Annotated in this window: 22 protein-coding genes, 1 other RNA gene and 2 pseudogenes; 16 read left to right on the top strand and 9 right to left on the bottom strand. The window is 72.9% G+C overall.

The window, feature by feature from the left end:
• Window positions 1–4: 4 nt before the first annotated feature.
• Window positions 5–1,261 (bottom strand): sensor histidine kinase, encoded by a 1,257-nt coding sequence (locus tag AC3IYI_RS11970; RefSeq protein ID WP_489411508.1) that lies wholly within the window; start codon window positions 1,259–1,261, stop codon window positions 5–7.
• A 183-nt stretch (window positions 1,262–1,444) separates the two neighbouring features.
• Here AC3IYI_RS11970 and AC3IYI_RS11965 point away from each other — a divergent pair, with 183 nt between their 5' ends.
• The 4 genes from AC3IYI_RS11965 (at window position 1,445) to AC3IYI_RS11950 (ending at window position 6,087) form a co-directional block, all read left to right on the top strand.
• Entirely contained in the window at window positions 1,445–2,098 is a 654-nt protein-coding gene (locus AC3IYI_RS11965; RefSeq protein ID WP_489410161.1) for a hypothetical protein, read from the top strand.
• Between the two features lie 8 nt (window positions 2,099–2,106).
• On the top strand, window positions 2,107–2,643 hold the full coding sequence (locus tag AC3IYI_RS11960) for a hypothetical protein (protein ID WP_489410160.1): 537 nt from the start codon (window positions 2,107–2,109) through the stop codon (window positions 2,641–2,643).
• A gap of 95 nt (window positions 2,644–2,738) precedes the next feature.
• A complete protein-coding gene (locus AC3IYI_RS11955; protein ID WP_489410159.1) occupies window positions 2,739–4,871 on the top strand; it encodes an acyl-CoA dehydrogenase family protein in 2,133 nt (710 codons plus the stop codon).
• A 28-nt stretch (window positions 4,872–4,899) separates the two neighbouring features.
• The gene (locus tag AC3IYI_RS11950) at window positions 4,900–6,087 is read left to right on the top strand and encodes a thiolase C-terminal domain-containing protein (RefSeq protein WP_489410158.1); all 1,188 of its coding nucleotides are present in this window, start codon (window positions 4,900–4,902) and stop codon (window positions 6,085–6,087) included.
• Between the two features lie 602 nt (window positions 6,088–6,689).
• Here the strand turns inward: AC3IYI_RS11950 and AC3IYI_RS11945 are convergent.
• Window positions 6,690–7,727, bottom strand: a complete 1,038-nt coding sequence (locus tag AC3IYI_RS11945; protein ID WP_489410157.1) for an amidohydrolase family protein — start codon at window positions 7,725–7,727, stop codon at window positions 6,690–6,692.
• 187 nt (window positions 7,728–7,914) lie between these two features.
• Here AC3IYI_RS11945 and AC3IYI_RS11940 point away from each other — a divergent pair, with 187 nt between their 5' ends.
• Window positions 7,915–9,225, top strand: a complete 1,311-nt coding sequence (locus tag AC3IYI_RS11940) for a cytochrome P450 family protein (RefSeq protein WP_489410156.1) — start codon at window positions 7,915–7,917, stop codon at window positions 9,223–9,225.
• Window positions 9,226–9,301: 76 nt separating this feature from the next.
• Here AC3IYI_RS11940 and AC3IYI_RS11935 read toward each other — a convergent pair whose 3' ends face one another.
• Window positions 9,302–9,679, bottom strand: a complete 378-nt coding sequence (locus AC3IYI_RS11935; protein WP_489411507.1) for a response regulator — start codon at window positions 9,677–9,679, stop codon at window positions 9,302–9,304.
• 782 nt (window positions 9,680–10,461) lie between these two features.
• On the opposite strand from AC3IYI_RS11935, the gene AC3IYI_RS11930 reads away from it, so the two are divergent.
• The 4 genes from AC3IYI_RS11930 (at window position 10,462) to AC3IYI_RS11915 (ending at window position 14,119) form a co-directional block, all read left to right on the top strand.
• Window positions 10,462–11,334 carry a MaoC/PaaZ C-terminal domain-containing protein gene (locus AC3IYI_RS11930; RefSeq protein WP_489410155.1) on the top strand — a complete coding sequence of 291 codons (873 nt, stop codon included), beginning with the start codon at window positions 10,462–10,464 and terminating at the stop codon, window positions 11,332–11,334.
• A 63-nt stretch (window positions 11,335–11,397) separates the two neighbouring features.
• Window positions 11,398–12,474, top strand: a complete 1,077-nt coding sequence (locus AC3IYI_RS11925; protein ID WP_478688765.1) for a Zn-dependent alcohol dehydrogenase — start codon at window positions 11,398–11,400, stop codon at window positions 12,472–12,474.
• 24 nt (window positions 12,475–12,498) lie between these two features.
• Complete coding sequence (locus AC3IYI_RS11920; RefSeq protein WP_489410154.1) at window positions 12,499–13,443, top strand: 3-oxoacyl-ACP reductase; 945 nt, start codon at window positions 12,499–12,501, stop codon at window positions 13,441–13,443.
• A 199-nt stretch (window positions 13,444–13,642) separates the two neighbouring features.
• Window positions 13,643–14,119 (top strand): hypothetical protein, encoded by a 477-nt coding sequence (locus tag AC3IYI_RS11915; RefSeq protein ID WP_489410153.1) that lies wholly within the window; start codon window positions 13,643–13,645, stop codon window positions 14,117–14,119.
• 30 nt (window positions 14,120–14,149) lie between these two features.
• On the opposite strand, the gene AC3IYI_RS11910 is transcribed toward AC3IYI_RS11915, so the two are convergent.
• Window positions 14,150–15,280 carry a hypothetical protein gene (locus AC3IYI_RS11910; protein ID WP_489410152.1) on the bottom strand — a complete coding sequence of 377 codons (1,131 nt, stop codon included), beginning with the start codon at window positions 15,278–15,280 and terminating at the stop codon, window positions 14,150–14,152.
• Between the two features lie 95 nt (window positions 15,281–15,375).
• On the bottom strand, window positions 15,376–16,779 hold the full coding sequence (iscB, locus tag AC3IYI_RS11905; RefSeq protein WP_489410151.1) for an RNA-guided endonuclease IscB: 1,404 nt from the start codon (window positions 16,777–16,779) through the stop codon (window positions 15,376–15,378).
• Between the two features lie 386 nt (window positions 16,780–17,165).
• On the opposite strand from iscB, the pseudogene AC3IYI_RS11900 reads away from it, so the two are divergent.
• Window positions 17,166–17,321 (top strand): annotated as a pseudogene (locus AC3IYI_RS11900) (ABC transporter substrate-binding protein); the annotation flags it as partial.
• Between the two features lie 75 nt (window positions 17,322–17,396).
• Here AC3IYI_RS11900 and AC3IYI_RS11895 read toward each other — a convergent pair.
• Window positions 17,397–19,814: a serine/threonine-protein kinase gene (locus AC3IYI_RS11895; RefSeq protein WP_489410150.1), complete on the bottom strand. Its 2,418-nt coding sequence runs from the start codon at window positions 19,812–19,814 to the stop codon at window positions 17,397–17,399.
• 101 nt (window positions 19,815–19,915) lie between these two features.
• Here AC3IYI_RS11895 and AC3IYI_RS11890 point away from each other — a divergent pair, with 101 nt between their 5' ends.
• From AC3IYI_RS11890 to AC3IYI_RS11875, 4 genes are all read left to right on the top strand, one after another.
• Window positions 19,916–20,785 (top strand): Nif3-like dinuclear metal center hexameric protein, encoded by an 870-nt coding sequence (locus tag AC3IYI_RS11890; protein WP_489410149.1) that lies wholly within the window; start codon window positions 19,916–19,918, stop codon window positions 20,783–20,785.
• Window positions 20,782–21,525 (top strand): zinc ribbon domain-containing protein, encoded by a 744-nt coding sequence (locus tag AC3IYI_RS11885; protein ID WP_489411506.1) that lies wholly within the window; start codon window positions 20,782–20,784, stop codon window positions 21,523–21,525. The genes AC3IYI_RS11890 and AC3IYI_RS11885 overlap by 4 nt, the downstream gene beginning before the upstream one ends.
• On the top strand, window positions 21,525–22,973 hold the full coding sequence (locus tag AC3IYI_RS11880; RefSeq protein WP_489410148.1) for a bifunctional RNase H/acid phosphatase: 1,449 nt from the start codon (window positions 21,525–21,527) through the stop codon (window positions 22,971–22,973). The genes AC3IYI_RS11885 and AC3IYI_RS11880 overlap by 1 nt, the downstream gene beginning before the upstream one ends.
• A 212-nt stretch (window positions 22,974–23,185) precedes the next feature.
• On the top strand, window positions 23,186–23,554 hold the full coding sequence (locus AC3IYI_RS11875; RefSeq protein ID WP_489410147.1) for a hypothetical protein: 369 nt from the start codon (window positions 23,186–23,188) through the stop codon (window positions 23,552–23,554).
• A 65-nt stretch (window positions 23,555–23,619) separates the two neighbouring features.
• Here AC3IYI_RS11875 and rnpB read toward each other — a convergent pair.
• An RNA gene (rnpB, locus tag AC3IYI_RS11870) (RNase P RNA component class A) lies at window positions 23,620–24,021 on the bottom strand.
• Between the two features lie 78 nt (window positions 24,022–24,099).
• Between rnpB and AC3IYI_RS11865 the strand changes: the two are divergent.
• Together AC3IYI_RS11865 and AC3IYI_RS11860 are read left to right on the top strand one after the other, a co-directional pair.
• Window positions 24,100–24,252 (top strand): annotated as a pseudogene (locus AC3IYI_RS11865) (MerR family DNA-binding transcriptional regulator); the annotation flags it as partial.
• A gap of 50 nt (window positions 24,253–24,302) precedes the next feature.
• A complete protein-coding gene (locus tag AC3IYI_RS11860; protein WP_489411920.1) occupies window positions 24,303–24,455 on the top strand; it encodes a hypothetical protein in 153 nt (50 codons plus the stop codon).
• A gap of 126 nt (window positions 24,456–24,581) precedes the next feature.
• Here the strand turns inward: AC3IYI_RS11860 and AC3IYI_RS11855 are convergent, their stop codons facing one another.
• Together AC3IYI_RS11855 and AC3IYI_RS11850 are read right to left on the bottom strand one after the other, a co-directional pair.
• Window positions 24,582–25,178 (bottom strand): hypothetical protein, encoded by a 597-nt coding sequence (locus AC3IYI_RS11855; protein WP_489410146.1) that lies wholly within the window; start codon window positions 25,176–25,178, stop codon window positions 24,582–24,584.
• Complete coding sequence (locus AC3IYI_RS11850; RefSeq protein WP_489410145.1) at window positions 25,175–26,383, bottom strand: MAB_1171c family putative transporter; 1,209 nt, start codon at window positions 26,381–26,383, stop codon at window positions 25,175–25,177. Before AC3IYI_RS11850 ends, AC3IYI_RS11855 begins: the two co-directional genes overlap by 4 nt.

The following is a 26,383-nucleotide window of genomic DNA, read 5'->3' as shown; positions in this document are numbered from 1 at the left end:
GGGATCATGATGCCGTGGCGTGCGATCCGGTGGCGGGAAGGACCGCGGTCACGCGCCAGCCGTCCCGGTACGGGCCCGAGGTGAAGGTGCCGCCGCAGGCGCGGACGCGTTCGGCCAGTGCGAGCAGCCCGCCGCCGCCCCGGACGCCCCTGGCGCCCCGTTCGAGACGGGGGAGCGCGGGCAGGTGCGAAGAGCGGCCGCGGCCGCCGTCGTTGGTCACGCTGACCTCGACGGTCCTACGGTCCGTGCTGAGTGCGACGCGTACGCCGGCTGCTCCCGGCGCGTGACGGCGTACGTTGGTGAGCGCTTCCACCACGACCCGGTGGACCGTGGCGGCCCCCTCGCGGGAGAGCGCGTCGGTCACGTCCGGGGCCAGGTCGAGGCGGGCCGGTATCCGTCCCGTCTCGCCGAACCGGTCCACCACATCGCCGAGTTGGTCCATGCCGGGAAGGACCGTACGGGCGCCGCCCGCAGCCTCGTCTCCGGTCGGCCCGCCACTGTCGCCGCCGTCCCTGTCGTCGCCGCCCGCGCTCTTGTCGGTGTCCTCGTCGGCCGCGTGCAGCATCCGGACCGTGCGGTCGATCGAGGCCAGTGCCGCGAGTCCGGCCCGCTCGATCCGTTCCAGTGCCCGGACCGCCGCCGCCGGATCGTGCTCGGCCACGAACCGGGCCGCCTGGGCCTGCACGACGATGCCGCTCACGTCGTGGGCGACGAAGTCGTGCAGATCGTGGGCGAGTTCGAGCTGTTGGGCACGGCGCGCTGCGAAGACCGCCTGCCGGCGGCGGTCCGCCGTCAGGCGGGGATAGCCGCCGACGACGACCGAGACGGCGATCGGCGCCGACCAGAAGGACACCAGGCCGAGGCGCTCGAAGAAGGAGGCGTCCGGTACGAGCGGGAGGGTCCAGACGGCGACGGCCACGGCGCCGAGCCCGCCGCCCGTCAGGAGCCGGCGCCGGGGCGACCAGCGCACCGCCGCGGTCAGGAGCAGCAGCACCGCTCCCACGGCCGCCAGGTGCCACGACGCTCCTTCGGCCGTTCCGCGTCCGGGCCAGCCGAAGGTCGCCACCAGGAGCAGGACGCCGGCGCCGCCCGTGGCGGCCCCGGTCCACTCGCGCGACCGCGGCAGGCAGCCGAAAGCAGCGAGGGCGATCGCGACGGCCGCGAGGGCCGGCAGCGGCCGTACGCCCAGGAAGAGCGTGGCGGCACAGCATGCGGCGGTAAGGACGCCGACGACGGAACGGTCCCGGTGTGCCATGCCCATGATCTTCACCCCCACGACCTTAGGCCGTCTCTTTCGGTGGCCTCTGCCGAACGGCATAGAGGGGTCCACCGAGCCCCCGAGCGGATCTCCCCATCGGCCGATGGCCGCGGACCGGCCCGCTGCCGGAGGCTGATGCCACACCGAACGGCGGCTCAACCGGTCGCCGGGATCAAGGAGTTCACCATGCTGCGCAATACCACTCTTCGTACGTCCGTCGTCGGCATCGTCGCACTGGCGGTCATCGGCGGCCTCGCTGTCTCCGCCTCCGCCTCCGCCTCCGCCTCGGATGAGGCGAAGAAGTCGCCGAAGGAATCGAGTCTCACCGGCTCCGCCACGATGGACCGGGCGGACGGCCAGCAGGTCCGCTTCTCCTTCGACGCACACGGCTTCGCACCGGCCGAGCCCGACGAGCCGGACGCCCCGGCCGGCACCTCGCGCGGCACCTTCCGGTTCAGCCACTACTCCGCCGACGGCAAGCAGGGCGCGTACGCCGAAGGCCGTATCGACTGCCTGCTGACCGGCGGTCCCGTCGCGACCGCCACCGGCATCATCACGAGCTCCGACCTGCCCCCCGGCGCCGTCGGCAAGCGCGTCGGCTTCACCGTCTACGACGGGAAGGGCGACGGGAAGAAGGACCGGGTCGGCTACAGCTGGGCCGTGTCCGCCTTCGACGGTCCGGTGGTGGCGAAGTGCCTGAGCGCCGCACCGTACGAGACCGTCGGGAGCGGCGACTTCAAGGTCGTGCACGTGCTCCCGCCGACCCCGTCTGCGGACTCCGCGAACTCGGCGGACTCCGCGAACTCCACGAACTCTGCGAACTCGGGGAACAAGGAATGAGCGCGGCCGTGGAACGCCAACCGAGCCGTCGAGTGGTGCGCCTCGCCGCCCTCGCCGCGCTCGCCCCGCTGCCCACGGGGCTCTGGCGGATCGCCGGAGCGTTCGGAGTGCCGCTCGGCTTCTCCGGGGGCGACCCGCTGGCGGACGTCAGCTTCGGCAGCGGCTTCTCGCTCTACATGATGGGCCTGAGCGTGTTCGCCGAGGCGCTGGGATTCCTCACCCTGGGCCTCGTGCAGCGCTGGGGCGAAGTCACCCCGCACTGGCTGCCGTTGGTCGGCGGCAGGCGCGTACCGCCGCTCGCCGCCGTGATCCCCGCCGGCCTGGGGGCCGCCGCGCTCACCCTGCTGGGAGTCCTGGGGGCGATCGGCTGGAACGACCCGGAGAACATGGGCGCCCCCGGTTCCCCCACGGGCGTGGCGTACTGGGTGATGACGGCCTGCTACCTGCCCCTGGTGGCCTGGGGGCCGCTGCTGGCGGTCGTCACCGTGGCCTACCACCGCCGCCGGAGGGCCGCGGCTCCGGGCGGCCGGCTCGTCCTTGCGTGAGGCTCCGGCCCCGGCGACGGCGGCGGGCCCCAGAGTGAGAACACGTTTCAGTTCTGACCTTCCGTCAGAATGCAACGTGTTCTACTCTGCCGCGCATGGGCATCGGAATCACACAGGAACAGCGGGAGTTGGCCGAAGCCGTACGCGGCTGGGTCGCGCGGGCCGTGCCGCCCGAGGAGGTGCGCAAACTCCTCGACACCCCGCCGCAGACGGGCTCGCGGCCCGCCTACTGGGACGGGCTGCTCGCCTCCGGGCTGCTGGAGCCGCACCTGGAGGGCGGCACCCTGCTCGACCTGGCCGTCGTGGTGGAGGAGGCCGCTCGGGCGGCGCTGCCGGGGGCGTACCTGCCGAGCGTGCTGGCCTCCGCACTCCTGGACCGGGCCGGGGCCGAGCCCCTCGGCGGGCGGGTCGGGGCCGTAGCGCTCGGGCCCGGGGACCTGACCGCCGTCGCCGTGGAGGGCGGGTACCTCCTCGACGGGACCGCGCCGCCGGTGCTCGGCGCGGGGGAGGCCGACCTCGTGCTGCTCGCCGCCGAGACCGCCCACGGGACCCGCTGGTTCGCCGTCGGCGCCGCCGCGCTGGACATCCGTACGCAGGCCAGCGCCGACCCGACCCGGCCCACCGCCGAGGTCCGCGCCCGCGGGGTCACCGCCGGGCCGGGGGCCCTGCTGGAACTCGACGCCGCCCTCGTACGGGACCTCGCCTGCGTGCTGTTCGCCGCCGACGCCTGCGGCACCGCCGGCTGGGCGCTGCGCACCGCCGCCGAGTACGCGAAGGTGCGCGAGCAGTTCGGGCGGCCCATCGGGCAGTTCCAGGGGATCAAGCACCTGTGCGCCGACATGCTGGTGCGCGTGGAGCAGGCCCGGGCGCTCGCCTGGGACGCCGCGCAGGCCATGGAGGAACCGGCCGAGGTGCGCTCGCTGGTGGCCGCACTGGCCGCGGGCACCGCGCTCGACGCCGCGTACTCCTGCGCCAAGGACTGCGTCCAGGTGCTCGGCGGCATCGGCTTCACCTGGGAGCACGATGCCCACATCTACCTCCGCCGGGCCCTCGTCGCCCGCCAGCTCCTCGGCTCCGGCGACGGCCACCGGGTCCGGGCCGTACGGCTCGCCGCCGCCGGCGCGCGGCGCGAGCTGCGCCTGGAGCTGCCCGCGCTGGCCGAGACCCACCGCGCGAAGGCCCGTAGCGCCATCGCGGACGCGGCCGGGCTCGACCCCGCCACCGCCCGCCGGGTGCTGGCGCCCACCGGGTACGCGGCCCCCTACCTGCCGGCCCCGTACGGGCTCGGCGCCGGTCCCGTCGAACAGCTCGTCGTCCAGCAGGAACTGGCGGCCGCCGGGGTCAAGGTCGCCGACCTCGGGATCGCCACGTGGGTCGTGCCGTCCCTCCTCGCCTACGGAACCCCCGAACAGCAGGAGCGCTACCTGCTGCCCACGCTGCGCGGGGACGTCACCTGGTGCCAGCTCTTCTCCGAGCCGGGGGCGGGCTCCGACCTCGCCTCACTGCGGACGAAGGCGGAGCGGTCGCCTTCCGGGGACGGCTCCTGGCTGGTCAACGGGCAGAAGGTGTGGACGAGTTCCGCACACAGCGCCGACTACGGGATCCTGCTGGCCCGCACCGACCCGGACGCCCCCAAGCACAAGGGGCTCGGCTACTTCATCGTGGACATGAAGACCCCCGGGATCGACATCCGGCCGCTCAAGGAGATCACCGGCGAGGCCCTCTTCAACGAGGTCTACTTCGACGACGTGCCGCTGCCGCCGGACGCCCTGGTGGGCGCCGAGAACGGGGGCTGGAAGGTCGCCCGCAACACGCTGGGCAACGAACGCGTCCACATGGCCGACCAGATGACCTTCGACACCGGTCTGGAGGCGCTGCTCGCCCGCTCCGCCGAACTCGAAGGCGGGTACCGGGTGCGGATCGGGGCCCTGGCAGCCGAGGCGCACGCCCTGGCCTGCATCGGGCTGCGCACCACGCTCCAGCAGGTCTCCGGACTGGAGCCGGGCGCGGGCGCGTCCGTACGCAAGCTCGTCCAGACCCCGCACCAGCAGCGGACCGCCGAGCTCACGCTCGAACTGCTGGGTCCCGCGGGCGCGGTGAGCGAGGGGGCGGGGAAGCGGGCGGTGCACGGCATGCTCATGTCCCGCTGCCTGACCATCGCCGGGGGCACCACGCAGGTCCAGCTCAACGTCGTCGCCGAGCGGATTCTCGGCCTTCCCAGGGACTGAAGCGAACCGAAGGGCAGTGGGGACAGAGATGAAGTCGTACATCGTGGGCGTCGGCATGACGAAGTTCGAGAAGCCGGAGTCGAGGGACTGGCAGTACTGGGACATGGCGAAGGAGGCCGGCGACGCGGCGCTCGCGGACGCGGGCATCGACTACGGGCTGGTCGAGCAGGTACCGGTGGGCTACTGCTTCCAGGCCTCCACGGCCGGCCAGCGGGCCGCGTACGAGCTGGGACTGAGCGGGGTGCCCGTCTACAACGTCAACAACAACTGCGCGACGGGCTCGACGGCGCTGATGATGGCGCGGCAGTTCGTGGAGGGCGGGATCAACGACTGCGTGCTGGCCTTGGGCTTCGAGAAGATGAAGCGCGGCGCGCTGGGCGGGGGCGCGGACGGCGGGGACTTCAAGACCTCGCCGGTGGCCCGGCACTACGGGATCATGGCCGCCGGGCACGGCTTCGAGATGTCCCCGCCGACCGCGCAGATCTTCGGGAACGCGGCGCGGGAACACATGAAGCTCTACGGGACCACCGCCGCGCAGCTGGCGGCGGTCGGGGCGAAGAACCACCGGCATTCGGCGAACAATCCGAACGCGCAGTTCCAGGACGTCTACACGGTGGAGGAGATCCTCGCGGCGAAGACGATCCACGAGCCGCTGACCAAGCTGCAGTGCTCGCCGACCTCGGACGGGGCCGCGGCGGCGGTGGTCGTATCGGAACGCTTCGTGGAGCAGCACGGGCTCGGTGAGCGGGCGGTGGAGATCGTCGCCCAGTCCATGACCACGGACACCGAGGCCTCCTTCGCCTCCGGCTCCTGCATCGACGTGGTCGGCAAGCCGATGACGGCGGCGGCGGGTCGGGCGGTGTTCGCGGCGTCCGGGCTCGGCATCGGTGACGTGGACGTCATCGAGCTGCACGACTGCTTCTCGATCAACGAGCTGCTGACGTACGAGGCGCTGGGTATGTGCGAGGACGGCGGCGCCGGGGAACTGGTGGAGTCGGGCGCCACGACGTACGGCGGCCGCTGGGTGGTGAACCCCTCGGGCGGCCTCATCTCCAAGGGCCACCCCCTGGGCGCGACGGGCCTTGCACAGGCGGCGGAACTGGTCTGGCAGCTCCGCGGCACCGCGGGCCCCCGCCAGGTCTCGGGAGCCCGCGTCGGCCTCGCCCACAACATCGGCCTGGGCGGCGCGGCCGTGGTCACCCTCCTGCGGCGGTAGCTCCGCGGGCCTGGGCCTGGCCGGTGGGGCGCCTCAATCGCCGGCGGGGCTGGATTTTGGCTGGCGTCGGCTTGTACGTGGCCGTGGGGCGTTGGCTGCGGGTGGGCCGGTGCCGGGGTCGGGGTGGGGTGTCGGCCTGGACTGCATGATTTAGGCGCCCCCTGTTCCGCTTCGACAGTCGTGGGGTGCACCTGCGCCACAAATCACGCTTTACGTCCAGGCCGACACCCCACCCCGCCCCCGTCCCCGTCCCGGCACGCCTCCCGCCCCATCCCGGCTGTCTTCAGCCCCGCCGGCGGTCGGGCTATGCAGCCGTCCGCCGATCGGGCTATGCAGCCGTCCGGTGGTTGGGGTTTTCAGCCGTCCGGCGTTTGAGGACCGGGGTCTGGGGCGGAGCCCCAGGGGGTCCGGGCGCAGCCCGGTACCCTTCCCAGCCCGTCCGGCGTTTGAGGACCGGGTCAGGGCCGGGCCCTGGGAACGGTGGAAGGGCGGGTAGGGGACTTCGCCCCGCGCAGCGGCCGGGGCAAGGTGCGGCGCCGCGTCCGGAAGGCAGCCGCGGCCGTGCCGCACACGCCGACGGGGCTGGGGATCCGGCCGGCGGCTCAGGCGCGGGCCGCCGCCGGACTCAAGGGGGCCAGGGCCGGCATCAGGCGCAGCGCGTTGTCCCGGTTGATCGCGAGGTGGTGGGCCGGGGTGAGGGCCGAGTCGGCCGCCAGCGCCGGGACCGCGATGTCAGTGACCATCTCCGCAGGGCAGGCCGGCCAGTCGCTGCCGAAGAGGATGCGGTCGGGGGCCGCCATCGCCAGCAGGGTGCCCGCCGGGGACATGGGCCCGGCCGTGTCGTAGTAGAAGCGGAGCAGGTGGTCCCGGACCATCGCCGGGTCGACGGGCGGGGTGAGCGCGCCCGCGAAGGCCTGTACGCGGGTGGCGATGTGCGGGAGGAAGCCGCCCGCGTGCGGCAGGATCACCGACAGGTTCGGGAACCGGTCCAGGGTGCCCTTGTGGATCATGTTCAGCGCGGCCCGCGTCGTGTCCAGGAGGAAGTCGCACAGGAAGTTCGGGATCCCCGGAACGGCCACCGCCCCCGGCCCTCCGCCCGCTCCTGGGCCCCCGCCCGGCAGTGGCAGGTTGTGCGGGTGCGTGTCCACGACGGCGGACCGCTCGTCGAGTTCGGCGAAGAGCGGGTCGTAGGAGGGGTCGCCCAGGTAGACGCCCCCGTAGTTCGCCGTGACGTTCACCCCCACCGCCCCCAGCTCGTCGAGCCCGCGCCGCAGCGCCCAGCGCGAGACCTCCGGGTCGTCGAGGAAGAGCGGGGCGTGGAACGCGAAGCGGCCCGGGTGCGCGTCCGTCACCTCCGCCGCCGCCCGCAGGGTGACGGCCGTGGCCTCGCGCAGCTGCGCGGACGTCGCGTAGCGCGCCGGCAGCATCGGCTTGAGGACCGCGGTGGCGATCCCCGCCCGGTCCATCAGGTCCAGGGCCGCCCCCGCATCCCAGCGTGCCCACGGCGGCAGGGCCCTGCGGTTCACCAGGCCCTGTCCCTCGGCCCACTCCAGCCACTGGGGGGCGCAGAAATGGTGGTGGACGTCGATCCGGTGGCGGCTGCCGTCGTCCGGCGGGGTGAGGTCTGCGATGTCCGGCATGGGGGGACCTTATGGCGGGGCCGCGCGGGTGCTCGCGGGACAGGTCGGGGACCCGGCCGATCCGCTCAGGCGGGCGTAGTTTCGGGCCCGAACGGGGTAAGCCGTGTTTCTCGGCGTTATGCGGGCCGCGGGCAGAGGGAGGGAGGTGGCTGGACAGTCGAGCAGCCCCCACGAGAGGTCTGAGCCCGTGACGACCGAACCCGCAGTCGCAGTGAGCGACGGCCTCCCCGTCGACGAAGCCGTGGCGGCCGTGTCCATGGGCACGCCGGAATACCGTACGTGCCCCTACCCGGTCTACCGGTCGCTGCGCGAGCAGGCCCCCGTCTGCAAGCTGACGACGCGCCACGGGGTGGACACGTATCTCATCACCCGGTACGAGGACGCCCGGCTCGCGCTGTCCGATCCACGCATCGGCAAGGACATGCACGAGGACGGCGTCGACATCTACCACGCGGTCTTCGGGAACACCTGCGACGCCCTCGACGACAACCTGCTCTTCGCCGACCCCCCTCGGCACACCCGGCTGCGGCACATCGCCCACGAGGCCTTCACCCCGCGCCACGTCAAACTGCTGCGCCCCCGCATCGAGCAGCTCGCCGGCGAACTGCTGGCCAAGTGCCCGACGGACACCACCGTCGACCTGATGACCTCCTTCGCCCTGCCGCTCCCCATCATGGTCATCTGCGAACTGCTCGGCATCGTCGGGGACGAGCGCACGGACGTCCTGAAGTGGTTCGGGCAGGTGACGCGCTCCCGGTTCAGCAAGGACATGGCTGACGACCTGGCCGCGGCGGAGCACTGGCTGCGGGACTACTTCACGGGTCTGGTCACCCGTAAGCGCGCGGAACCCGCCGACGACTTCCTCACCGTGCTGATCCAGACGCAGCACGAGGACGGGGCCCTGACCGACGACGAACTCGTCTCGATGATGTGGGTCCTGCTCTTCGCCGGCCACAAGACCACCACGTACCAGATCGGCAACGCGGTCTTCTCGCTGCTCTCCCACCCCGACCAGCTCGCGCTCGTCCGGGAGGACCGCGCTCTCCTGCCCCAGGCGATCGAGGAGCTCGTCCGGTTCGAGTGCTCCGTGGAGACCTCCACGTTCCGCTACGCCCTGGAGGACCTGGAGATCGGGGGAGTCGCCATCCCCCGGGGCTCCCTGGTCCAGATCGCGCTCTCCTCCGCGAACCGCGACCCGGAGAAGTTCGCGGAACCGGACACCCTGGACGTGACGCGCCAGGGGCTGCAGAGCACCCACCTGGGCTTCGGCCACGGCCCCCACTACTGCCTCGGCGCCCCGCTCGCCCGCATGGAGCTGGAGACCGCGCTGACGGCCCTGCTCGACCGGTTCCCCGACATGGTCTTGGCCACCCCGGAGCCGGGCCACGAGGAATGGCTCAAGGGGCCCTTCCCGGCCTTCCGCGGCCTGGAGAAGCTGCCGGTCGCCCTGGACCCCTCGCGGACGGTCGACGACTGGACGGTGCCCGCCTCCGGCTGAGTCGAACGTCGAACACCCCGCCCGCCCCGCCGATCCTCCGGAAGGATCCGCGGGGCGGACGCATGTCCGGCAGGGCTTACGAGGCCTGCGGCGCCTGCGGGGCCTCCAGCGCCGGGTCGACCACCGACTCGCCCCGGGAGGCGCGGCGGATGCAGTCCGCGAGGTCCTCGACCGGGCCGTCCCGCAGGACCAGGCCCGCCGCGCCGGCGGCGAGTGCGGCCTCCGACAGGCCCGGATGGGCGGAGCCCGTCATCACCAGGATCCGGCACTCCGGATCGTCCTCCAGGAGCACCGCGACGCGGTCCACCGACTCCGTCAGCGCCACCGCCGGGCGGGCCAGTGCGCAAGCCACCACCTCGATGTCCGGCTGCAGGCCGAGGAGCACCGTCAGGGCCGGGTTCGGCGGGTCCAGGAGCACCCGCAGGGATCGGGCAGGGCGCTGGGAAACGGGCATTTCGTCCACCCCGTCAGGGTAGGTCCTCAGGGGTGCCGCGCGCCGAACAGCGCCGCGAAGAAACAGACGGCGGCGACGGACACCGCCCAGGGCGGCGAGGCGGTGGACCACCCAGAGCGGATGGAAAGGATAAAGACGAAGAGAGCAGACCGTCAGGTTCCGGACCGCTATGTGATCTCTATTTCATCGGGCGGCGACGGTGCGGTGATGCATCGTGAGATCTTCCGGGTGGTCGGGTGACGTTGCTGTTCAGGGGCTCGGCGGGTGTCGGGGTGGGGAGTGGATTCGGAATGCCGGCGGTGGCGGTCAATCCGCGCCGCCCATGCCCTGGTTTCCCATTCGCTGCGGGTGCGGCCATATTCGGGGAGTCGCTCCCAACTCCCCTGAAATCGCGGCAGCGGACGGAATCGCGCCACGGTGCATTCGAGCATCACGGGCCGTCGCGCAGCCTGTCGGGTCTGCCCCGCTCCGGTGCCGGGGAGCGGCCGGGAGGGGTCGGCCGTGACGCTGGCAGCCGTCGCGTGGCTCCGAACGACCCGTCGCAGAGGGGGATCTGACGCAAGGTCAGCGGTCTTCCCAAGTGCTGGGGCGTGCGTTATACATTCCTTCACCGGCAACCTAGAACGCGTTCTAGGGCGCCGGTCCCGCATACGACCTCGGTGCGGCCGACGGTGCGGACGGCCGCGCCGAGGTCTTCCAGGGCGCCGCGCTTGCGCAGTCGGCGCCCGCCACACAGCCGGTGCCCCAAAGACGGTGTTTCCAACACAGGGAGCAGCACGCCCATGCCGATCGATGCCGCCAAGGCCCTCGCCGCAGAACCCCGCCAGGGGAACATCGCCTGGGACCACAAGGACATCCAGCTCTACCACCTCGGACTCGGCGCGGGGACCTCCCCGAACAACCCCGGGGCCGCCACCGACCCCGACGAGCTGCGCTACACCCTGGAGTCCAAGCTCCACGTGCTCCCCAGCTTCGCGACCGTCGCCGGCTCCGGCATGGCCATGATGGGCGGCCTCGCCGCCCCCGGCATCGAGGTCAACCTCGCCAACGTGCTGCACGGCAGCCAGTCCATCGAGCTGCACCGGCCCATCCCGGTCAAGGGGCAGGCCGCCTCCACCGCCAAGGTCGCCGCGGTCTACGACAAGGGCAAGGCGGCGGTGATCGTCCTGCGCACCGAGGTCGCGGACGCCGACGGGCCGCTGTGGACCTCCGACGCGTCGATCTTCGTCCGCGGCGAGGGCGGCTTCGGCGGCGACCGCGGCCCCTCCGTCAAGGCCGAGCAGCCCGAGCGGGCGCCCGACCGGGTGGAGGAGCGCAAGATCCGCGAGGAGCAGGCCCTGCTGTACCGCCTCTCCGGAGACTGGAACCCGCTCCACGCGGACCCCGAGTTCGCCAAGATGGCCGGCTTCGACCAGCCGATCCTGCACGGCCTGTGCTCGTACGGGATGACCCTGAAGGCCGTGGTCGACACCGTCCTGGACGGCGACGTGTCCCGCGTCCGCTCCTACCGCACCCGCTTCGCCGGGATCGTCTTCCCCGGCGAGACCCTGCGGATCCGGATGTGGCAGGAGCCCGGCCGGGTCCTCGTCACGGTGAGCGCCGCCGACCGGGACGACGCCCCGGTCCTCGCCGACACCGTCGTCGAACACGGCTGAGCGGATCCGGCAGCCGAAGCACGCGCAACCCCGCAGCCGCAGACACACAGAAGGAGCCGCACCGTGCGCGCAGCACTCCAGAGCGAGATAGGCCAGGACAAGCTCGAAGTCGTCGAGGACATGCAGGCCGTGGGCTTCGGCCCCGGCAAGGTCAAGATCCGCATCAAGGCCACCGGCCTGTGCCACTCCGACCTCTCCGCCATGAGCGGCGTCCTCCCGCAGCCCGCCCCCTTCATCCCGGGCCACGAGGGCTCCGGCGTGATCACCGACGTCGGTGACGGCGTCACCAGCCACAAGATCGGCGACCGGGTCCTGGTCTGCTGGCTCCCGCCCTGCGGGCACTGTCCCTCCTGCAGGCGCGGCCAGGGCCACCTGTGCCTGGAGGCCTTCGGCAACGTCGCCACCCCCAACTTCCAGCGCGGCGACAGCAGCATCTTCGGCTTCGCCGGCACCGGCACCTTCGCCGAGGAGATGGTGGTCCCGGCGGGCTGCGCCGTGCCGATCCCCGACGACGTGCCCTTCGACATCGCCGCCCTGATCGGCTGCGGAGTCACCACCGGACTCGGCGCGGCCATCAACACCGCCAAGGTGGAGGCCGGTTCCTCGGTCGCCGTCATCGGCTGCGGCGGCGTCGGCATCTCCGTCATCCAGGGCGCGAAGGTCCAGGGCGCCGCCCAGATCATCGCCGTCGACCCGGTCGCCTCCCGGCGCGAGGCCGCGCTGCGCTTCGGCGCCACCGAGGCGGTCTCCCCGGAGGAGTTCGCCGACGCCAAGAACCGCATCACCGCGGGCGAGGGCTTCGACTACGTCTTCGAGGTCGTCGGCAAGTCCGCGACCACCAAGACCGCCTACGACATGACCCGCCGCGGCGGCTCCGTCGTCGTGGTCGGCGCAGGCGCGCTCGACGACAACTACTCGATCAACATGTTCTCCCTCTTCTTCGACGAGAAGAAGATCCTGCCGTCGATGTACGGCGGCGGCGACGTGCTCCGCTCCTACGAGCGCACCATCGCGCTGTGGCGGGCCGGCCGGGTGGACCTGGCGGGCCTGATCACGCACCGCGTGCAGCTCGCCGAGATCAACGACGCGCTCGACCAGATGCGCACGGGCGTGGCCCTGCGCACCTGCATCGAACTCTGACCCGTTTCGAGAGGAACCGTACGGATGTCACTGCCACTTGAGGGACTCGTCGCCATCGTCACCGGGGCGGGCCGCGGCCTCGGCCGGTCCGAGGCGATCGAACTCGCCCGGCTCGGCGCGAGCGTGGTCGTCAACGACTTCGGGCAGCCCGGCCGCGACGGCTCGGGTGAGGCCTCGGCCGCCCCGGCGGAGGAGGTCGCGGCGGAGATCCGGGCCGCGGGCGGACAGGCGGTGGCGCACCTGGGCGACGTGGCCGACTTCGAGCAGGCGCGCGAGCTGGTCGAGCTGGCGGTGAACAGCTTCGGCAAGCTCGACATCCTGGTCAACAACGCGGGCATCCTGCGCGACCGGATGGTCTTCTCGATGTCGGAGCCGGAGTGGGACTCGGTCATCCGGGTCCACCTCAAGGGCCACTTCAACACGACCCACTTCGCGTCCGTGCACTGGCGCGAACGCTCCAAGGCGGCCGGCGGGCCGGTCTACGGCCGGATCATCAACACCTCCTCCGAGGCCTTCCTCGGCGGCTCGGCCGGCCAGCCCAACTACGCGGCGGCCAAGGGCGGCATCGTGGGCCTGACCACGTCCACCGCCCTGGCGCTGGCCAAGTACGGGGTGACGGCCAACGCCATCTGCCCGCGCGCCCGTACCCGGATGACGGAGGACGTCTTCGCGGGCTTCCAGGTCCCGGAGGAGGGCAAGCTCGACGCCCTCGCCCCCGAGCACGTCTCCCCGCTGGTCGGCTACCTGGCCTCCCCGGCCTCGGCGAAGGCCAACGGGCAGCTGTTCGTGGTCCACGGCGGCATCGTGGTCGTCATGGAACGCCCCAAGGTGGCGGCGAAGTTCGACACCACCAAGGAGTCCTTCTCCTACGAGGAACTCGACGAGCTCCTCACCCCCCACTACGACTCCCGCCCGCCGAACGAGACCTTCGCGGCAGCGGAAGTCCTCGGCCTGAAGCACGACGGCTGACGGGGCGGCAGCAGCCGCCGGCAGCCCCCAGCGGCAACCAGGAGTACGGATTAACGCGCCGGGCCCGGGGTGAGGAACCCCGGGCCCGGCGTCGGTTCCGGTGGACGCTAGGAAATTTGAATGCGTTCAATTACCGTGGGGGCGGGTCAAGGGGACCCGAACCCGGGTCGCTGTCCGGGCAGATGGGGGAGGAACGCGCGTGAACCGACGGGCATGGAGGCCGGCAGCCCTGGCGGCCGCGGCGATGGCGCTGACGGCGTCGTGCGGCTATGCCGCGGGGATCTACTCAGCGCGCATTCCCGCGGACCGGCTGGAGGGGCGGTGGGTCGGCGCGGGGGGCGCCTCCCTGACCTTCCACGCGGACCACACCTTCACCGGCGAGAACCTCGACACGTACCCCGTCGCGTCGCGGTGCACGAACCCCGCGGACCCCGCGGGCCCGGCCTCGGGCACCTGGGCGTTCTGGGCCCCCAGCGAGCCCGGCTCCACGAGCTTCACCGTGCAGGAGAGCGCCACGCGCGGCAGCAGCGTGGCGCTGTCCTTCGGCGACCAGGGCTGCGGCGTGACCGTCTACCTGTACGGCGGCGACGACGACCCCTCGATGTGCCCGGCCCGCGATGCCGACGCGGGCTGCGCGACGACCGGATACCTCCGCCGGAGCGGCGAGGACGGATAGTCCGCCACGCCGCCTCCGGCCCGGCCGGCCTCAGCCCAGCGGTGCCTGCTGAAGCGGGACCGGCCGGGTGGGGGCCGGGGGGAGGGGGATGGGGTCCAGGCGGATCGGCGGGGGCGGGGAGACCGGGAGGGTCATGCCCAGGAGGCCGCACGGGACCTCGGGGGTGGCGTACGGGAGGTGCAGGCGACCCTCCGGGGTCCAGCGGCCCGTTCCGCCGAGCCAGCCGGCCGGGGCGCCGAGCCGGAACACGTGCCGGTCGGTGGGGCGCCACAGGGCCAGCCCGGCCACGGAGCCGCCGTAACCGTCGCCGGCCTCGTCCACGCGTAGGGCGACCCCGCAGCTCTCCGGCATCAGCACCTGCCCCGGCTGCACCGCGAAGGGCGTCGCCGTGGCCCCGACGGCCCGCAGGCACTCCGGGAAGCGGACCGGGCGGGCGCTGCCCAGGACCCCCCAGCCGAGCCGGGGTTCGCCCGGCGCGTCCGAGCGGATCAGCAGCAGCCCGCTGTCGGGGTCGGCCAACAGCAGCCGGTCGTTGCTGGCCTCCGCGATCTGGAGCAGCGGCGAGACCTCCCCGGCGCGCCGCAGGTCCACGGCCACCGCCTTGGTCACCGGCCCGCCCGGGCCGTCCAGTTCGCGGTCCAGCGCCAGCAGCCGGCCCGTCCGGTCCAGCCAGACCCCGCCCGAGCAGCGCCCCGGGATCCGGGCGACCCGCTCCGGCCCGAAGGGGACCCCGGCCACCTGCCAGACCATGGTCGAGGTGGCCTCCACGGCCAGGGCGAAGGCCCCGTGCCCGTCGGGGGACGGGGGCAGCAGGGTGACCCGTACGCCGTCGGCCGCCGGGATCGCGCCGAGCTGCAGCTCCCCGGTCCGGGGCCCGGCGCCCGCGTCGCCGCCGCCGGTCGGGTACAGCAGCGCGAAGGCGTGCCGCTCCGCCACCCGCCGGTGGATCAGCACCCGCCCGTCGGCCAGCGGCAGTACCTCGCTGTCGGCCTCCTCGGGCTGCGCCAGGGGCAGCGGCACCGCGTACGGCTCGGGACCGGTCAGCGTCCAGCGCTCCGGATAGCGGGCTTCGCCCTCCCCGGCCAGCCGGGCGGCGTAGGACCCGTCCGCGGCGATGGTGAACGGGGCCGTCGTCGTGGTCTCGATGGCACAGACAGTCATCGCACTCTTCCTTAGTGGACACTTTTGCTTCAGCTGGGGGCGGGATCCTCGGGGGTGCGGAGCGCCGGAGGTCTCTTCGCTGCTGCTGGTCGTGGTCAGGCGCGGTTCGTGGGTCCTTCGGGTCGGGTGGTGTAGGCGTATCCGTCGGCTCGTTGGATGAGGCGGAAGTGCTTGTGTCTGATGCTCTGGACGAGGCCGTGTGTGGTTCTGATGTTGAAGTTGCCGTTGGAGCGGACAGCGATCCGTCCGGTGTGGGTGCCGATCTTCTTGCCGGTGGGGACGACGGCGCGGGCGAGGTCGCCGGTCTGGTAGCCGAAGAACTGCTTCTGCCTGGGCAGGCGGAGGCGGGGGAAGCCGTACTTGTCGGTGCGGGTGCGGGTGTAGGTGCCGCGTCCGGTCGCGGTGACCGCGAGAATGCGGGCCAGCGTACGGGTGACCGTGTCGAGTTCGCCGACACACAGGGCGTCGAGGGTTTGGGTCTTCGGGATGCCGGTCCGCTGCCGGTTCCACTTGGTGCGGCCACCGGATGCGGTGCGCACCGAGGGGAAGGCGGTGTCGAGGGCGCGCCAGAGTGCCCAGCGGGTGGCGTTGACGGCTGCCGCGTCGTGGAGCGGGGTCTTGGCCTGGCTGAGGATGCGGGCCAGCCGGCGCGGCGATTGCTTGAGGAAGTCTTCGACGGGCCGGTTGGACTTCTTCTCGTTGCAGGGGATGCAGGCGGTGCACAGGTTGGTGATGCGGTCGCTGCCGCCGCGTGAGCGGGGGTGGATGTGGTCGATGTTGAGGGGCACTCCGGTGGCACCGCAGTAGGCGCATGTCCTGTCCCATTTGGCGAGGAGGTATTCGCGTACTTCTGTGCCGTGCAGGGTGCCGTGCTGGTATTCGGCGCCCTCCAGCGGTCCGCCGTGGGAGATGGCATGGGTGTCGAAAGCGACGCGCTCCACGTGCACCGCACGGACGGGTGCCCAGCGTGCGAGCCGGGTGGTCCACGACATGGTGGTGTCCACTCGGTGACGCAGTGACGGGGCGAGCCACCCCTTGGGGCGGCCCCGGTTGGAGAAGCGCGGCGCGCGGTAACGCAGGTTGCGGGTGCGCCTGCCGCGCCGGTAGGCGGCGCGAGCGGTGAGTTTGTCCCGGATCGCGCTGCCCCGATGGGTGAGCTCGATCGCGTACAGGCCACGGCGTTCACCGTCTCGGACGGTGAAAACGGCGATCCCGGTGTGCTTCGAGCCGGGGTCGATTCCGAGGTCCACACCGTCCACTTCCGATGCGGAGACCGTGCGGTCCTTGAGCCGGATCACGAAGGGGGTGTGTCGGGCCACGACCGCCCGGCCCTGGTCGAGGAGTTTGCGGGCCCTTGCAGGGCTGCTCGGTTGGAGCGGATAGCAGTGCTTGTCCAGGACGAATACGACAGGGTGGCCCTCACGGACCTTCTCCCCAACCTGAGGGTTGGGGGTGACGCCACCGATGTTGGGTGAGGCATCGGCGGTCTCCCCTCGCACATGTACCGCGTCGGGTGCCTTGCGGCATTCGAGTCCCGTTTCGTCCCCGATCCGGGGGGTGTCTGCTGACTCGAATTCGAGAGCAAGCTGCTGAGGAAGCACAGCCTGGTCGGTCTTCCGCCCTACGCGATACGTAGCCAACTTCGTTCACCTCCGATACGCGCCGTTGGCTGGTGCTGGTAACGGCCGCTTCCAACCGACGCGGCTGAAAGCCCCTCCCTCCGGAGGGGGATCCCGTTACCTGGCGGTCACCTCCTCGGTGGCTCCGCCGCAGAACGTAGTGATCGCGCTTCCTGCCGGACGACGCGACAACCCTCGCTTCACACATATGGGTGGCGGGGCCGGGATTCGGCTGTGGGGGAGACGGCGATTGTGCTGTGCGATATCGCGACTCCGCCGAGGGCAACCCGCTGTGGAAGGGTCTGGAGGCCGTGAAGCAGGGGCCGGCCAAGGAGGTCCCGGACGAGACCTGGTAACTGGGCCTCGGCGTGACCGCCGCCGACAAGGCCTTCGACGACCTGCGCGGCTTCCTGGTCAAGTAGCCCGCCGCGGACGGGCCGTCGCGCGGCCCGCCGTCGCGGGCCGTCCGTCGCGGGCCCGTCGGCACGGGCCCGCCGTCACGTGGCCCGTACGGTCCGGATCGGTCCGAGTCCGGAGAGGTCCGCCGACCGCGACTCCTCCGGCTCGGGGGCGAGTCCCAGCCGCTCCCGGACCTCGCGGGTCAGGGCGTGCCGGGCGCCCATCGCCCGCGTCACCTCCGCCAGCAGCTCCCGCCACATCGGCCGCGCCACCGCCTCCCCGTGCAGCGCGGCCACCCCGGCCGCCTGCGCGCACCGCCCGCGCAGGGTGACCGGATCGTCCGCCCCGAACAGTTCGCCGCGCCGCGGCAGTACGGAGTTCAGCAGCGGCAGCGCCTCCGCCGGCCGGTCCCGCGCGGACAGGGCCAGCGCGAGCCGGAACCAGGCGTCCACCGTCAGCCGGTCCCCGCTCCCGAGCAGCGCCTCCAGATCCGGTGCCAGCTCCTCCCACTGCGCGAGGTCCGCCGCCGGATCGACGGCCCGGGTGGTCAGCGCCAGCAGGTAGCGGGCCCGTAGCACCAGCTCCCCGGCCGGCCCCTGGTGCGCGTACAGCGCCGGCATCAGCTCCACCAGCAGGGCGCGGGCCTCCGTGGGGCGGCCCGCGCCCTCGGTGTGCTCGGCCAGCCGGAACCGCGCCAGCAGTGTCAGCGGATGCTCCGCCCCGAGGGCCGCCGTGCAGTCGCTGATCAGCACCCGCCAGGTGGGCAGCGTCTCCTGCGCGGTCCCCGCATCGGCGACCCAGCCGGCCATCACGATCCGGGCCGCGTACGTCTCCTCCCGCCCGTCCTCCAGCAGCCCCACCAGATTCGCCACGAGCACCCGCAGCCGGGCGGCGGCCTCCGCGTCCCCCCGCAGCCGCAGGACCGCGTCGCACAGCTCGCGGCGCGCGTCCGCGGCGAGCGAGCCCACCGTGCGCTGCTCGGCGTCCAGCCGCGGGATCAGGGAGAGCCACAGCTGGACCGCGCCGACGTCGTCGCCGGCCTTGGCCAGCTGGGTGACGTACTGGTACCGGGTGTGCAGGGTGAGGCTGTCGCTCTCCCCGAGCACCCGGCGCAGATCGCGCACGATGTCCGCGTACAGCTCGGCGGCCTCGCGCAGGGCGCCCGCACCCGCCAGGTACCAGGGCAGCAGGCAGCGGGCGTAGAGGGTGCGGCGGTCCTCGGGCCCGTGCAGTGCCTCCATGCGGGGCACGATCTCGCCGAGTAGCGCGGAGGCCTCCCCGAAGAGTCCGTCACGGGCGCAGGCGCAGGCCAGGTCGAAGCCGAACTCCACGGTCAGCGGGTCCTCGGCGCCGAACAGCCGGATGGTGTCGGCGAGCAGCTCGCCCAGCGCCAGCCGCGCGATCCCGGGATCGTCCTCCGCGCGCGCCACCCGGCCGCGCTCCACCAGCGCGGCCCGGATCCGGGCGCTGAAGACCTCGCTCGGGTCGGGATCGGCGTACTCGCCCTCCAGTACCTCGTCTTCGTCCTCGTCGGGCTCCCGTACGGGCGGCGGCGCGGGCGGCAGGTCCGGCTCGGTCGGTACGTACGCCCCCGCACCGGCGGCCCCGGGCCCCGCGGGCGCGGCCGCCTCGGGTGCCGCCACCGGGGCGGCGGCCGCCGCGAGCGTCCGGCTCAGCGTGCGCAGCCGGTCCACCACCTGCGCGGCGTTCGCCGGCCGGTCCGCCGGATCCTTGGCCAGCAGTTCCATGACCAGCCGGTCCACGGGCGAGGGCACCGGCAGGTACGCGCTCGGCGGCGGCGGAACCTCGTGCACCTGCTGGTACATCACCTGGAGCAGGCCCCGGTCCAGGGTGAAGGGCGGCCGCCCGGTCAGCATCGTGTAGAGCAGGCAGCCCAGGGCGTACAGGTCGGTCCGCCCGTCCACCGGCCGGCCGTCGCACTGCTCGGGCGCCATGTAGGCCGGGGTGCCGACCATCCGGGCACCGGTGAGCTTCGTGTGGTGGGTGTCGTTGTCCTCCAGGAAGCGGGCGATCCCGAAGTCGAGGAGCTTGACCAGCCCGCCGTAGGTGACCATCACGTTGCCGGGCTTGAGGTCCCGGTGGACCACCCCCGCCTCCGGCCCGTGCGCCGACTCCAGGGCCAGCGCGATCTGCTCGGCCCAGGCCAGCGCCTGCGGGAGCGCGGGCAGCCGCTGCGCGAGCTCCTCCGCGAGCGAGCGGCCCCGTACGAGCTCCATGACGATGTACACGAGGGGTACGTCGTCCTGCGCCACGCTGTTGTAGTCGTACACGGCGACGATGTGGGGGTGCGCGAGCCGTCCCGCCGCCGTCGCCTCCCGGCCGAGCCGGGACACCAGCTCGGGGACCAGCGCCGGATCGGCTTCCTCGCGGATCAGCTTGATCGCGACCTTGCGGCGGATGCGCCGGTCGATGCCCTCCCAGACCTCGCCCATGCCGCCCACGTCCAGGCGCCGGACCAGCTCATATCGGGCGTCGAGCACTTCTCCGGCACGCATGGATCCCCCCGTTTCCCCTGCCGCCGCAGACAGTATCCGCATCAGCTCGCGGATGGGACGGGAAGACCGGGGCCGGTCGCCACGGACGGTAGCCTTGGCCTGTGCCCCGTCTCTCTGAAGTCATCGCCGCGCTGGACGCTCTGTGGCCCCCCTCGCGGGCCGAGGAGTGGGACGCCGTCGGCACCGTCTGCGGCGACCCCGACGCCGAGGTCACCCGGGTCCTGTTCGCCGTCGACCCGGTCCAGGAGATCGTCGACGAAGCGGTGAAGCTGGGCGCCGACCTGCTCGTCACCCACCACCCCCTCTACCTGCGGGGCACCACCACCGTCGAGGCCGGCACCTTCAAGGGCCGCGTCGTGCACACGCTGATCAAGAACGACATCGCGCTGCACGTCGCCCACACCAACGCCGACACCGCCGACCCGGGCGTCTCCGACGCCCTCGCCGGCGCCCTCGACCTGCGCGTCACCGGCCCGCTGGTCCCCGACCCGAGCGACCCCGCCGGCCGCCGGGGCCTGGGCCGGCTCTGCGAGCTGGACCGCCCCGAGACGCTGCGCGAGTTCACCGCGCGCGTCGCCGCCTGGCTCCAGCCGACCGCCCAGGGCATCCGGGTGGCCGGTGACCCCGACGCGATGATCCGCAGGGTCGCCGTCAGCGGCGGCTCCGGCGACAGCCTCTTCGCGCAGGTCCGGGCCGCCGGTGTCGACGCGTACGTCACCGCCGACCTGCGCCACCACCCGGTGTCCGAGGCCCGCGAGCAGAGCCCGCTCGCCCTCGTCGACGCCGCCCACTGGGCCACCGAATGGCCCTGGTGCGAGCAGGCCGCGGCCCAGCTCGACGCCGTCTCCGAGCGCAACGGCTGGGGTCTGCGGACCCACGTCTCGCGCACGGCCACCGACCCGTGGACGGCGCACGCGCCGTCCGTGACATCCCCTTCGATCTCCCCTTCTCTCCCTGGAGCCCCCAACTGAACGCCGAGCCCGCCGACCAGATCCGACTTCTCGACGTCCAGGCCCTGGACGTCCGGCTGTCTCAGCTGACCCACAAGCGCAAGATGCTGCCCGAGCACGCCGAGGTCGACTCGCTGACCAGCGACCTGGCCCAGCAGCGCGACTTCCTCGTCGCCGCCCAGACGCAGGCCACCGACGCCGCCCGCGAGCAGACCAAGGCCGAGCAGGATGTGGACCAGGTGCGCCAGCGCGCCGCCCGCGACCAGTCCCGCCTGGACACCGGTGTCGGCATCTCCGCCCGCGACCTGGCCAACCTGCAGAGCGAGGTCGTCTCCCTCGCCAAGCGCCAGGGTGACCTGGAGGACGTGGTCCTGGAGGTCATGGAGCGTCTGGAGGGTGCGCAGGAGCGCGTCACCGAGCTCACCGACCGGGTCGCCTCCCTGGAGGCCAAGCTCGTCGACGCCACCGCGCGCCGCGACGCCGCCACCGGCGAGATCGACGCCGAGGTCGCCGGCATCGCCAGGGACCGCGAAGTCATCGTCACCACGATGCCGACCGCGCTGATGGCCCTGTACGAGAAGATCCGCGTGAAGCAGGGCGGCGTCGGCGCCGCCCGCCTGTCGCAGCGCCGCTGCGAGGGCTGTCGCCTGGAGCTCGACCTCGCCGAGGTCAACGAGATCAAGGCCGCCGCCCGCGACCAGATCGTCCGGCACGAGAGCTGCGGCCGCATCCTGGTCCGCATGGCCGACTCGGGCATCTGATGCCGCGGTTCGTTGTGGAAGCCGACGGCGGCTCCCGGGGCAACCCGGGGCCCGCCGGGTACGGCTCCGTCGTCCTCGACCCGGTGACGGGCGAGACGCTGGCCGAGCGCGCGGAGTACATCGGCGTCGCGACGAACAACGTGGCCGAGTACAAGGGCCTCATCGCCGGGCTGAAGGCCGCCCGCGAGCTGGACCCGGACGCGGTGGTCCTCGTACGCATGGACTCCAAGCTCGTCGTCGAGCAGATGTCGGGCCGCTGGAAGATCAAGCACCCGGACATGAAGCCGCTCGCGGCGGAGGCGGCGAAGGTCATGCCGCGCGCCCAGGTGACGTACGAGTGGATCCCGCGCGAGCGGAACAAGCACGCGGACCGGCTCGCGAACGAGGCGATGGACGCGGGCAAGCGCGGCAAGCAGTGGGAGCCGTCGAACTCCTCCGCAGCCCTGGACGCCTCGGCGGCCCGTGCGCTGGCGTCCCCGCAGGGCCCTGCGGGTGACGCGGCGAAGGGTGCCGCAGCCGTCCGCGCCGCCCTCGCCTCCGGCGGTGGTACGCGGACCCGTGCGGGCGCCGCTGCGGGCGGGACGGCCGGCTCCGCACCGGCCGTCGCCGACACCCTCTTCGGGGACCCGGCTGACCTGGCGGGCCCGGTGGAACTCCCGGTCGGGGCCCCGGCTTCCGGGCCGGACCTGGCCGGTCGGGCCACCGGCACGGGCACGGCTGCCGGTCCGGCCACCGACACGGGCACGGGCACGGCCGCCGGCACGGGCACGGCCGCCGGCACCGCTTCCGCCCCCGCGGCGGGACAGGGCTGGGGACCCGACATGGGACCCCCCGCCACCTTCGTGCTGCTGCGCCACGGCGAGACCGCGCTGACCCCGCAGAAGCGGTTCTCCGGCAGCGGCGGCAGCGACCCGGAGCTCTCCGAGGCGGGCCGCCGCCAGGCCGCCGCCGTCGCGGAGTCGCTCGCTGCGCGCGGCACCATCGAGACGGTGATCAGCTCCCCGCTGCGGCGCTGCCGGCAGACCGCGCAGGCCGTCGCCGACAGGCTCGGGCTCACCGTCGCCGTCGAAGAGGGCCTGCGCGAGGTCGACTTCGGCGCGTGGGAGGGGCTGACCTTCGCGGAGGCGCGCGAGCGCCATCCCGAGGACCTCCAGGCGTGGCTGGACTCCCCGAGGGCCGCCCCCACGGGCGGCGGCGAAAGCTTCGCTTCGGCCACCCGCCGCATCTCGGCGACCAGGGACCGGCTGCTCGCCGAACACGCGGGCCGCACGGTGCTCCTCGTCTCGCACGTGACGCCGGTCAAGATCCTGGTCCGGCTGGCGCTGGGCGCCCCGCCGGAGGCCCTGTTCCGCATGGAGCTCTCGGCGGCCTCCCTGTCGGCGGTCGCCTACTACGCCGACGGCAACGCCTCGGTCCGCCTCCTGAACGACACGTCCCACCTGCGCTGAGCCACCGCGCCCGGCCGCACGACGAGGCCCCCCGCCCCGACCGGGCGGGGGCCTCGTCGTCATCCCCGTCGTCATCCCCGAGCCGCACCGCACCGCCGGTTGGTAGAAAGGGGTCACGCGAGGACAGCAGGAAGGACCGCCCATGCCGCCGTACCCGTCCGGCTTCCGGTAGCACCCCCAGGAAGGCCCTGGGGTGCGGCTGGAGGCTCTCCTTGTCCCGCACCGCCCACCACGTTCCCGCCCGGCGCACCCCGTTCGCGGCGCGCGACGCGCTCGCCCCGCGGCACGCGGGATTCGCCGGCCCCTGGCGCCGAGTGGACCTGCGCACCCTGCGCTACTCCGCCGCCGAGCTCCGTACCGCGGCGAAGGAAGGCCGACGCCCGCAGCCACGGGAGGTCCGCCGCGCCTTCGACAGCTGGCGGTACTGCTGCGCCTTCGGGGGACCCCTGTCCGAGGCCGCCAACCTGGCCGAGCGCGTCGCCCGCGCCCGGGTGCGTACCGCCTGCCGCGCCGCGCTCCACGACCCCGAGCCGGTCATCGAGCCCTACCGGCCCCGCTACGGGGCCCACTGGGAGGCCTGAGCGCGGGTACCGGTACGACGAAGCCCCCGCACCCGAACGAACGGGAAAGCGGGGCTGTTCGTCGACAGACGAGCCGGCCTGTACGCCGGGTTCTGTCACCCGGTGACCTCGCGGTCGCCGGGGAGACGGCCATCCATCTAGGACCGGCGTTGCCGCCGGCCTCGTGCGGTCTACCCGCGAACTCGGGCGGGCAGCCCTCGAACGTTCGCGCAGGGCCGTCCGAAAACGGCCCCTCTTGACCTTGCTCCGGGTGGGGTTTACCTAGCCGCCTGAGTCACCTCAGGCGCTGGTGGTCTCTTACACCACCGTTTCACCCTTACCGGGGGCCGAAGCCCCAGGCGGTCTGTTTTCTGTGGCACTGTCCCGCGGGTCACCCCGGGTGGCCGTTAGCCACCACCCTGCCCTGTGGAGCCCGGACGTTCCTCGGCGGGATCCGGGGATCCCGACGCGGCCGCCCGGCCGACTCGTCTGTCGTGCCGCCCATCGTACCGGCTGCGTCATCACGGCTTGACCTTGACGCAACGGCAGGGTTTCTACTGGAACCCATGCGGATCGGAGAGATCGCCGCGCTCGTCGGGGTCACCACCCGGGCGATCCGGCACTACCACCACGTCGGCCTGCTCCCCGAGCCGGACCGGCGCCCCAACGGCAATCGCGCCTACAGCGTGCGCGAAGCCGTCCGGCTGGCCCGGGCACGGCCCGCCGCGAGGCCGTGCGGGCCGTGGTCCCGGTGTCCGTACGCTGCCTCGTGCTTCACGAGCTGCGCGCGTCTGCCTCGCTGGCCCGGTGGGCGCTGCGGCGGCCGCCGCACGGGGTGCGGCCCGCAGACCACGCGGCCCCGTACACCGGACCGCAGACCCGCCCACTGGTCGACGCACTGCGGCAGCCCACACCCCCGTGACGGGCTGCCACAGTGGTGACTGTGTGCGCCGAGCGTGACAAGCCGGTGCGCGCCTGTCTTGTCGAAAACGGCACGGCTCGAAAACGGGCTGCCCCGCCGGGTCGGACAAGATCCGAAAGAGACGGCCTAGCGGACCAGCGCGAAGGTGGTGGCCGCGACGGCCGCGCCCACCGCGGTGCCCGCGAGGACCTGGGCGAGGGTGTGGTCCTTCAGCGCGACCCGGGACCAGCCGACGACGGCGACCAGCGGGTAGGCGAGCAGCAGCCAGGGCCCGTAGGTCAGGGCGAGCATGGCGACGCTCCCGGAGGAGACGGCCGCGTGCACGCTGATCTTCCAGACGGGGGTCACGGCGAGCAGGGCCGCGAGGGTGACCAGCATGGCCGCGATCAGCGCGATCATCGTGCGGGGCGAGCCGAGCAGTGCCATCAGCAGGATGCCGGTGGCGACCGAGCCGATGATGAACACCATCACGGTGATGCGCTGTTGGCGCTGACCGACGTGCCGGTCGGCCCAGCGGCCGCGCCGGATGCCGTACTTGATGAAGGCCAGCGGGATGACGGCGCTGAACAGGCAGCCCAGGAGTCCCCAGCCGATCCCGGCGAGGCCGGCGGTGTGCCAGCCGATCAGGAGGGTGTCGGCGATGATCCAGGTCTTGGGATCGAGCCCGTTGGTGATCAGGCGGGCGGATCGGGACTCGGCGGGCTGGGTGAGCGTGGCGGTCACGCCGTGGCCTCCTGGCTGGTGCTGGTGCTGGTGCTGGTGCTGGCGCCGGTGCCGGCGGTGGTGAGGAATGCGTTGGCCACGGCGGAGTGGTAGATCCGGGCGAGCTGGATGAGTCGCAGTACTTCGGCGGAGAAGTCGAGTTCGTCGATGCCGGCGGTGGCCGCCGGCTCCTGGGTGCCGTGGAGCGGCAGGACCCCGCGGGCCTTGCCCTCGCGGGCCGCCCGCATCCACAGGGCCTCGGCCGCCGGGCTCGTCGCCGGGTCGAACCCCGCGTCCAGGGCGGCGCGGTGCGCGCGCTCGCGGACCTCGTGGGCGGTGTAGGCGTCCAGGGTCAGCGCGGCGTCGCGGATCTCGATCACCCGCCGGTACAGCCGCAGGCGCGGGCTGCGCAGGAGTCCGGTCTTCAGGACGATGTCGGGGGTGACTGCGGTCAGGTCCTGCCAGAGCGGCTGGAGCTGCCGGTGGTGGCGGCCGTCCTGGACGGTGCGCCAGGCCACGCCGAAGGCCGGGATGCTGCTCCCGATGAGGATGAAGCCGATCGCCAGGTACTTCAGGGCGTCGGTGACGTTGTCGACCGCGATGTCGCTGGTGGCGTCCGTGAGGCCCGCGAGGCGGCTCGCGATGTACCCGGCCCGCAGCAGGGTGTAGAGCACGCCGACGGCGGTTCCGATGCCCATGAGGCGGACGCCGGTGCGCAGCCACAGGGCGCTGGCGTGCCGGGCGCTGCCCCAGAAGAGCCAGGTGGCGGTGGCCATGGCGATGCCGAGGTAGACGACGAAGAGGAGGTAGTAGACCGTGGCCCAGCCGTTGCCCGCGGTCTCCTCGAAGAAGTCGGTCATCTCGTGGGGCCGCGGGACGAAGAAGACGAAGAGCACGGCCATGGCCGTCATAGCGGTGAGGGCGGCGTAGTGCCGGGCCCGCAGCCGGCGGCCGGTCTCCGGGCGGGCGATGGCGACGACGAAGTCGACGACCGCGCCGGCCGCGATCACGCCCAGCCAGTGCTTGACGAGGGTGGAGAGGTTGTTGACTCCCGCCCAGTCGTCCAGGGTGCGCATCACGCCGGGGAGGCGGAGCGTCATGGAGACGGTCAGGGCGGCGAACGCCGTCCACAGGGCCCGCTGTTTGACCGACCGGACGGCTGAGGGGGCGCGCCAGAGCGTCACCGCCCAGAGCATGGCCAGGATGGCGATTTCGAGGTGTTTCAC

This window comes from Streptomyces sp. GL_148 (assembly GCF_057834205.1).
This window is presented reverse-complemented; position numbering and strand designations above follow the sequence as displayed.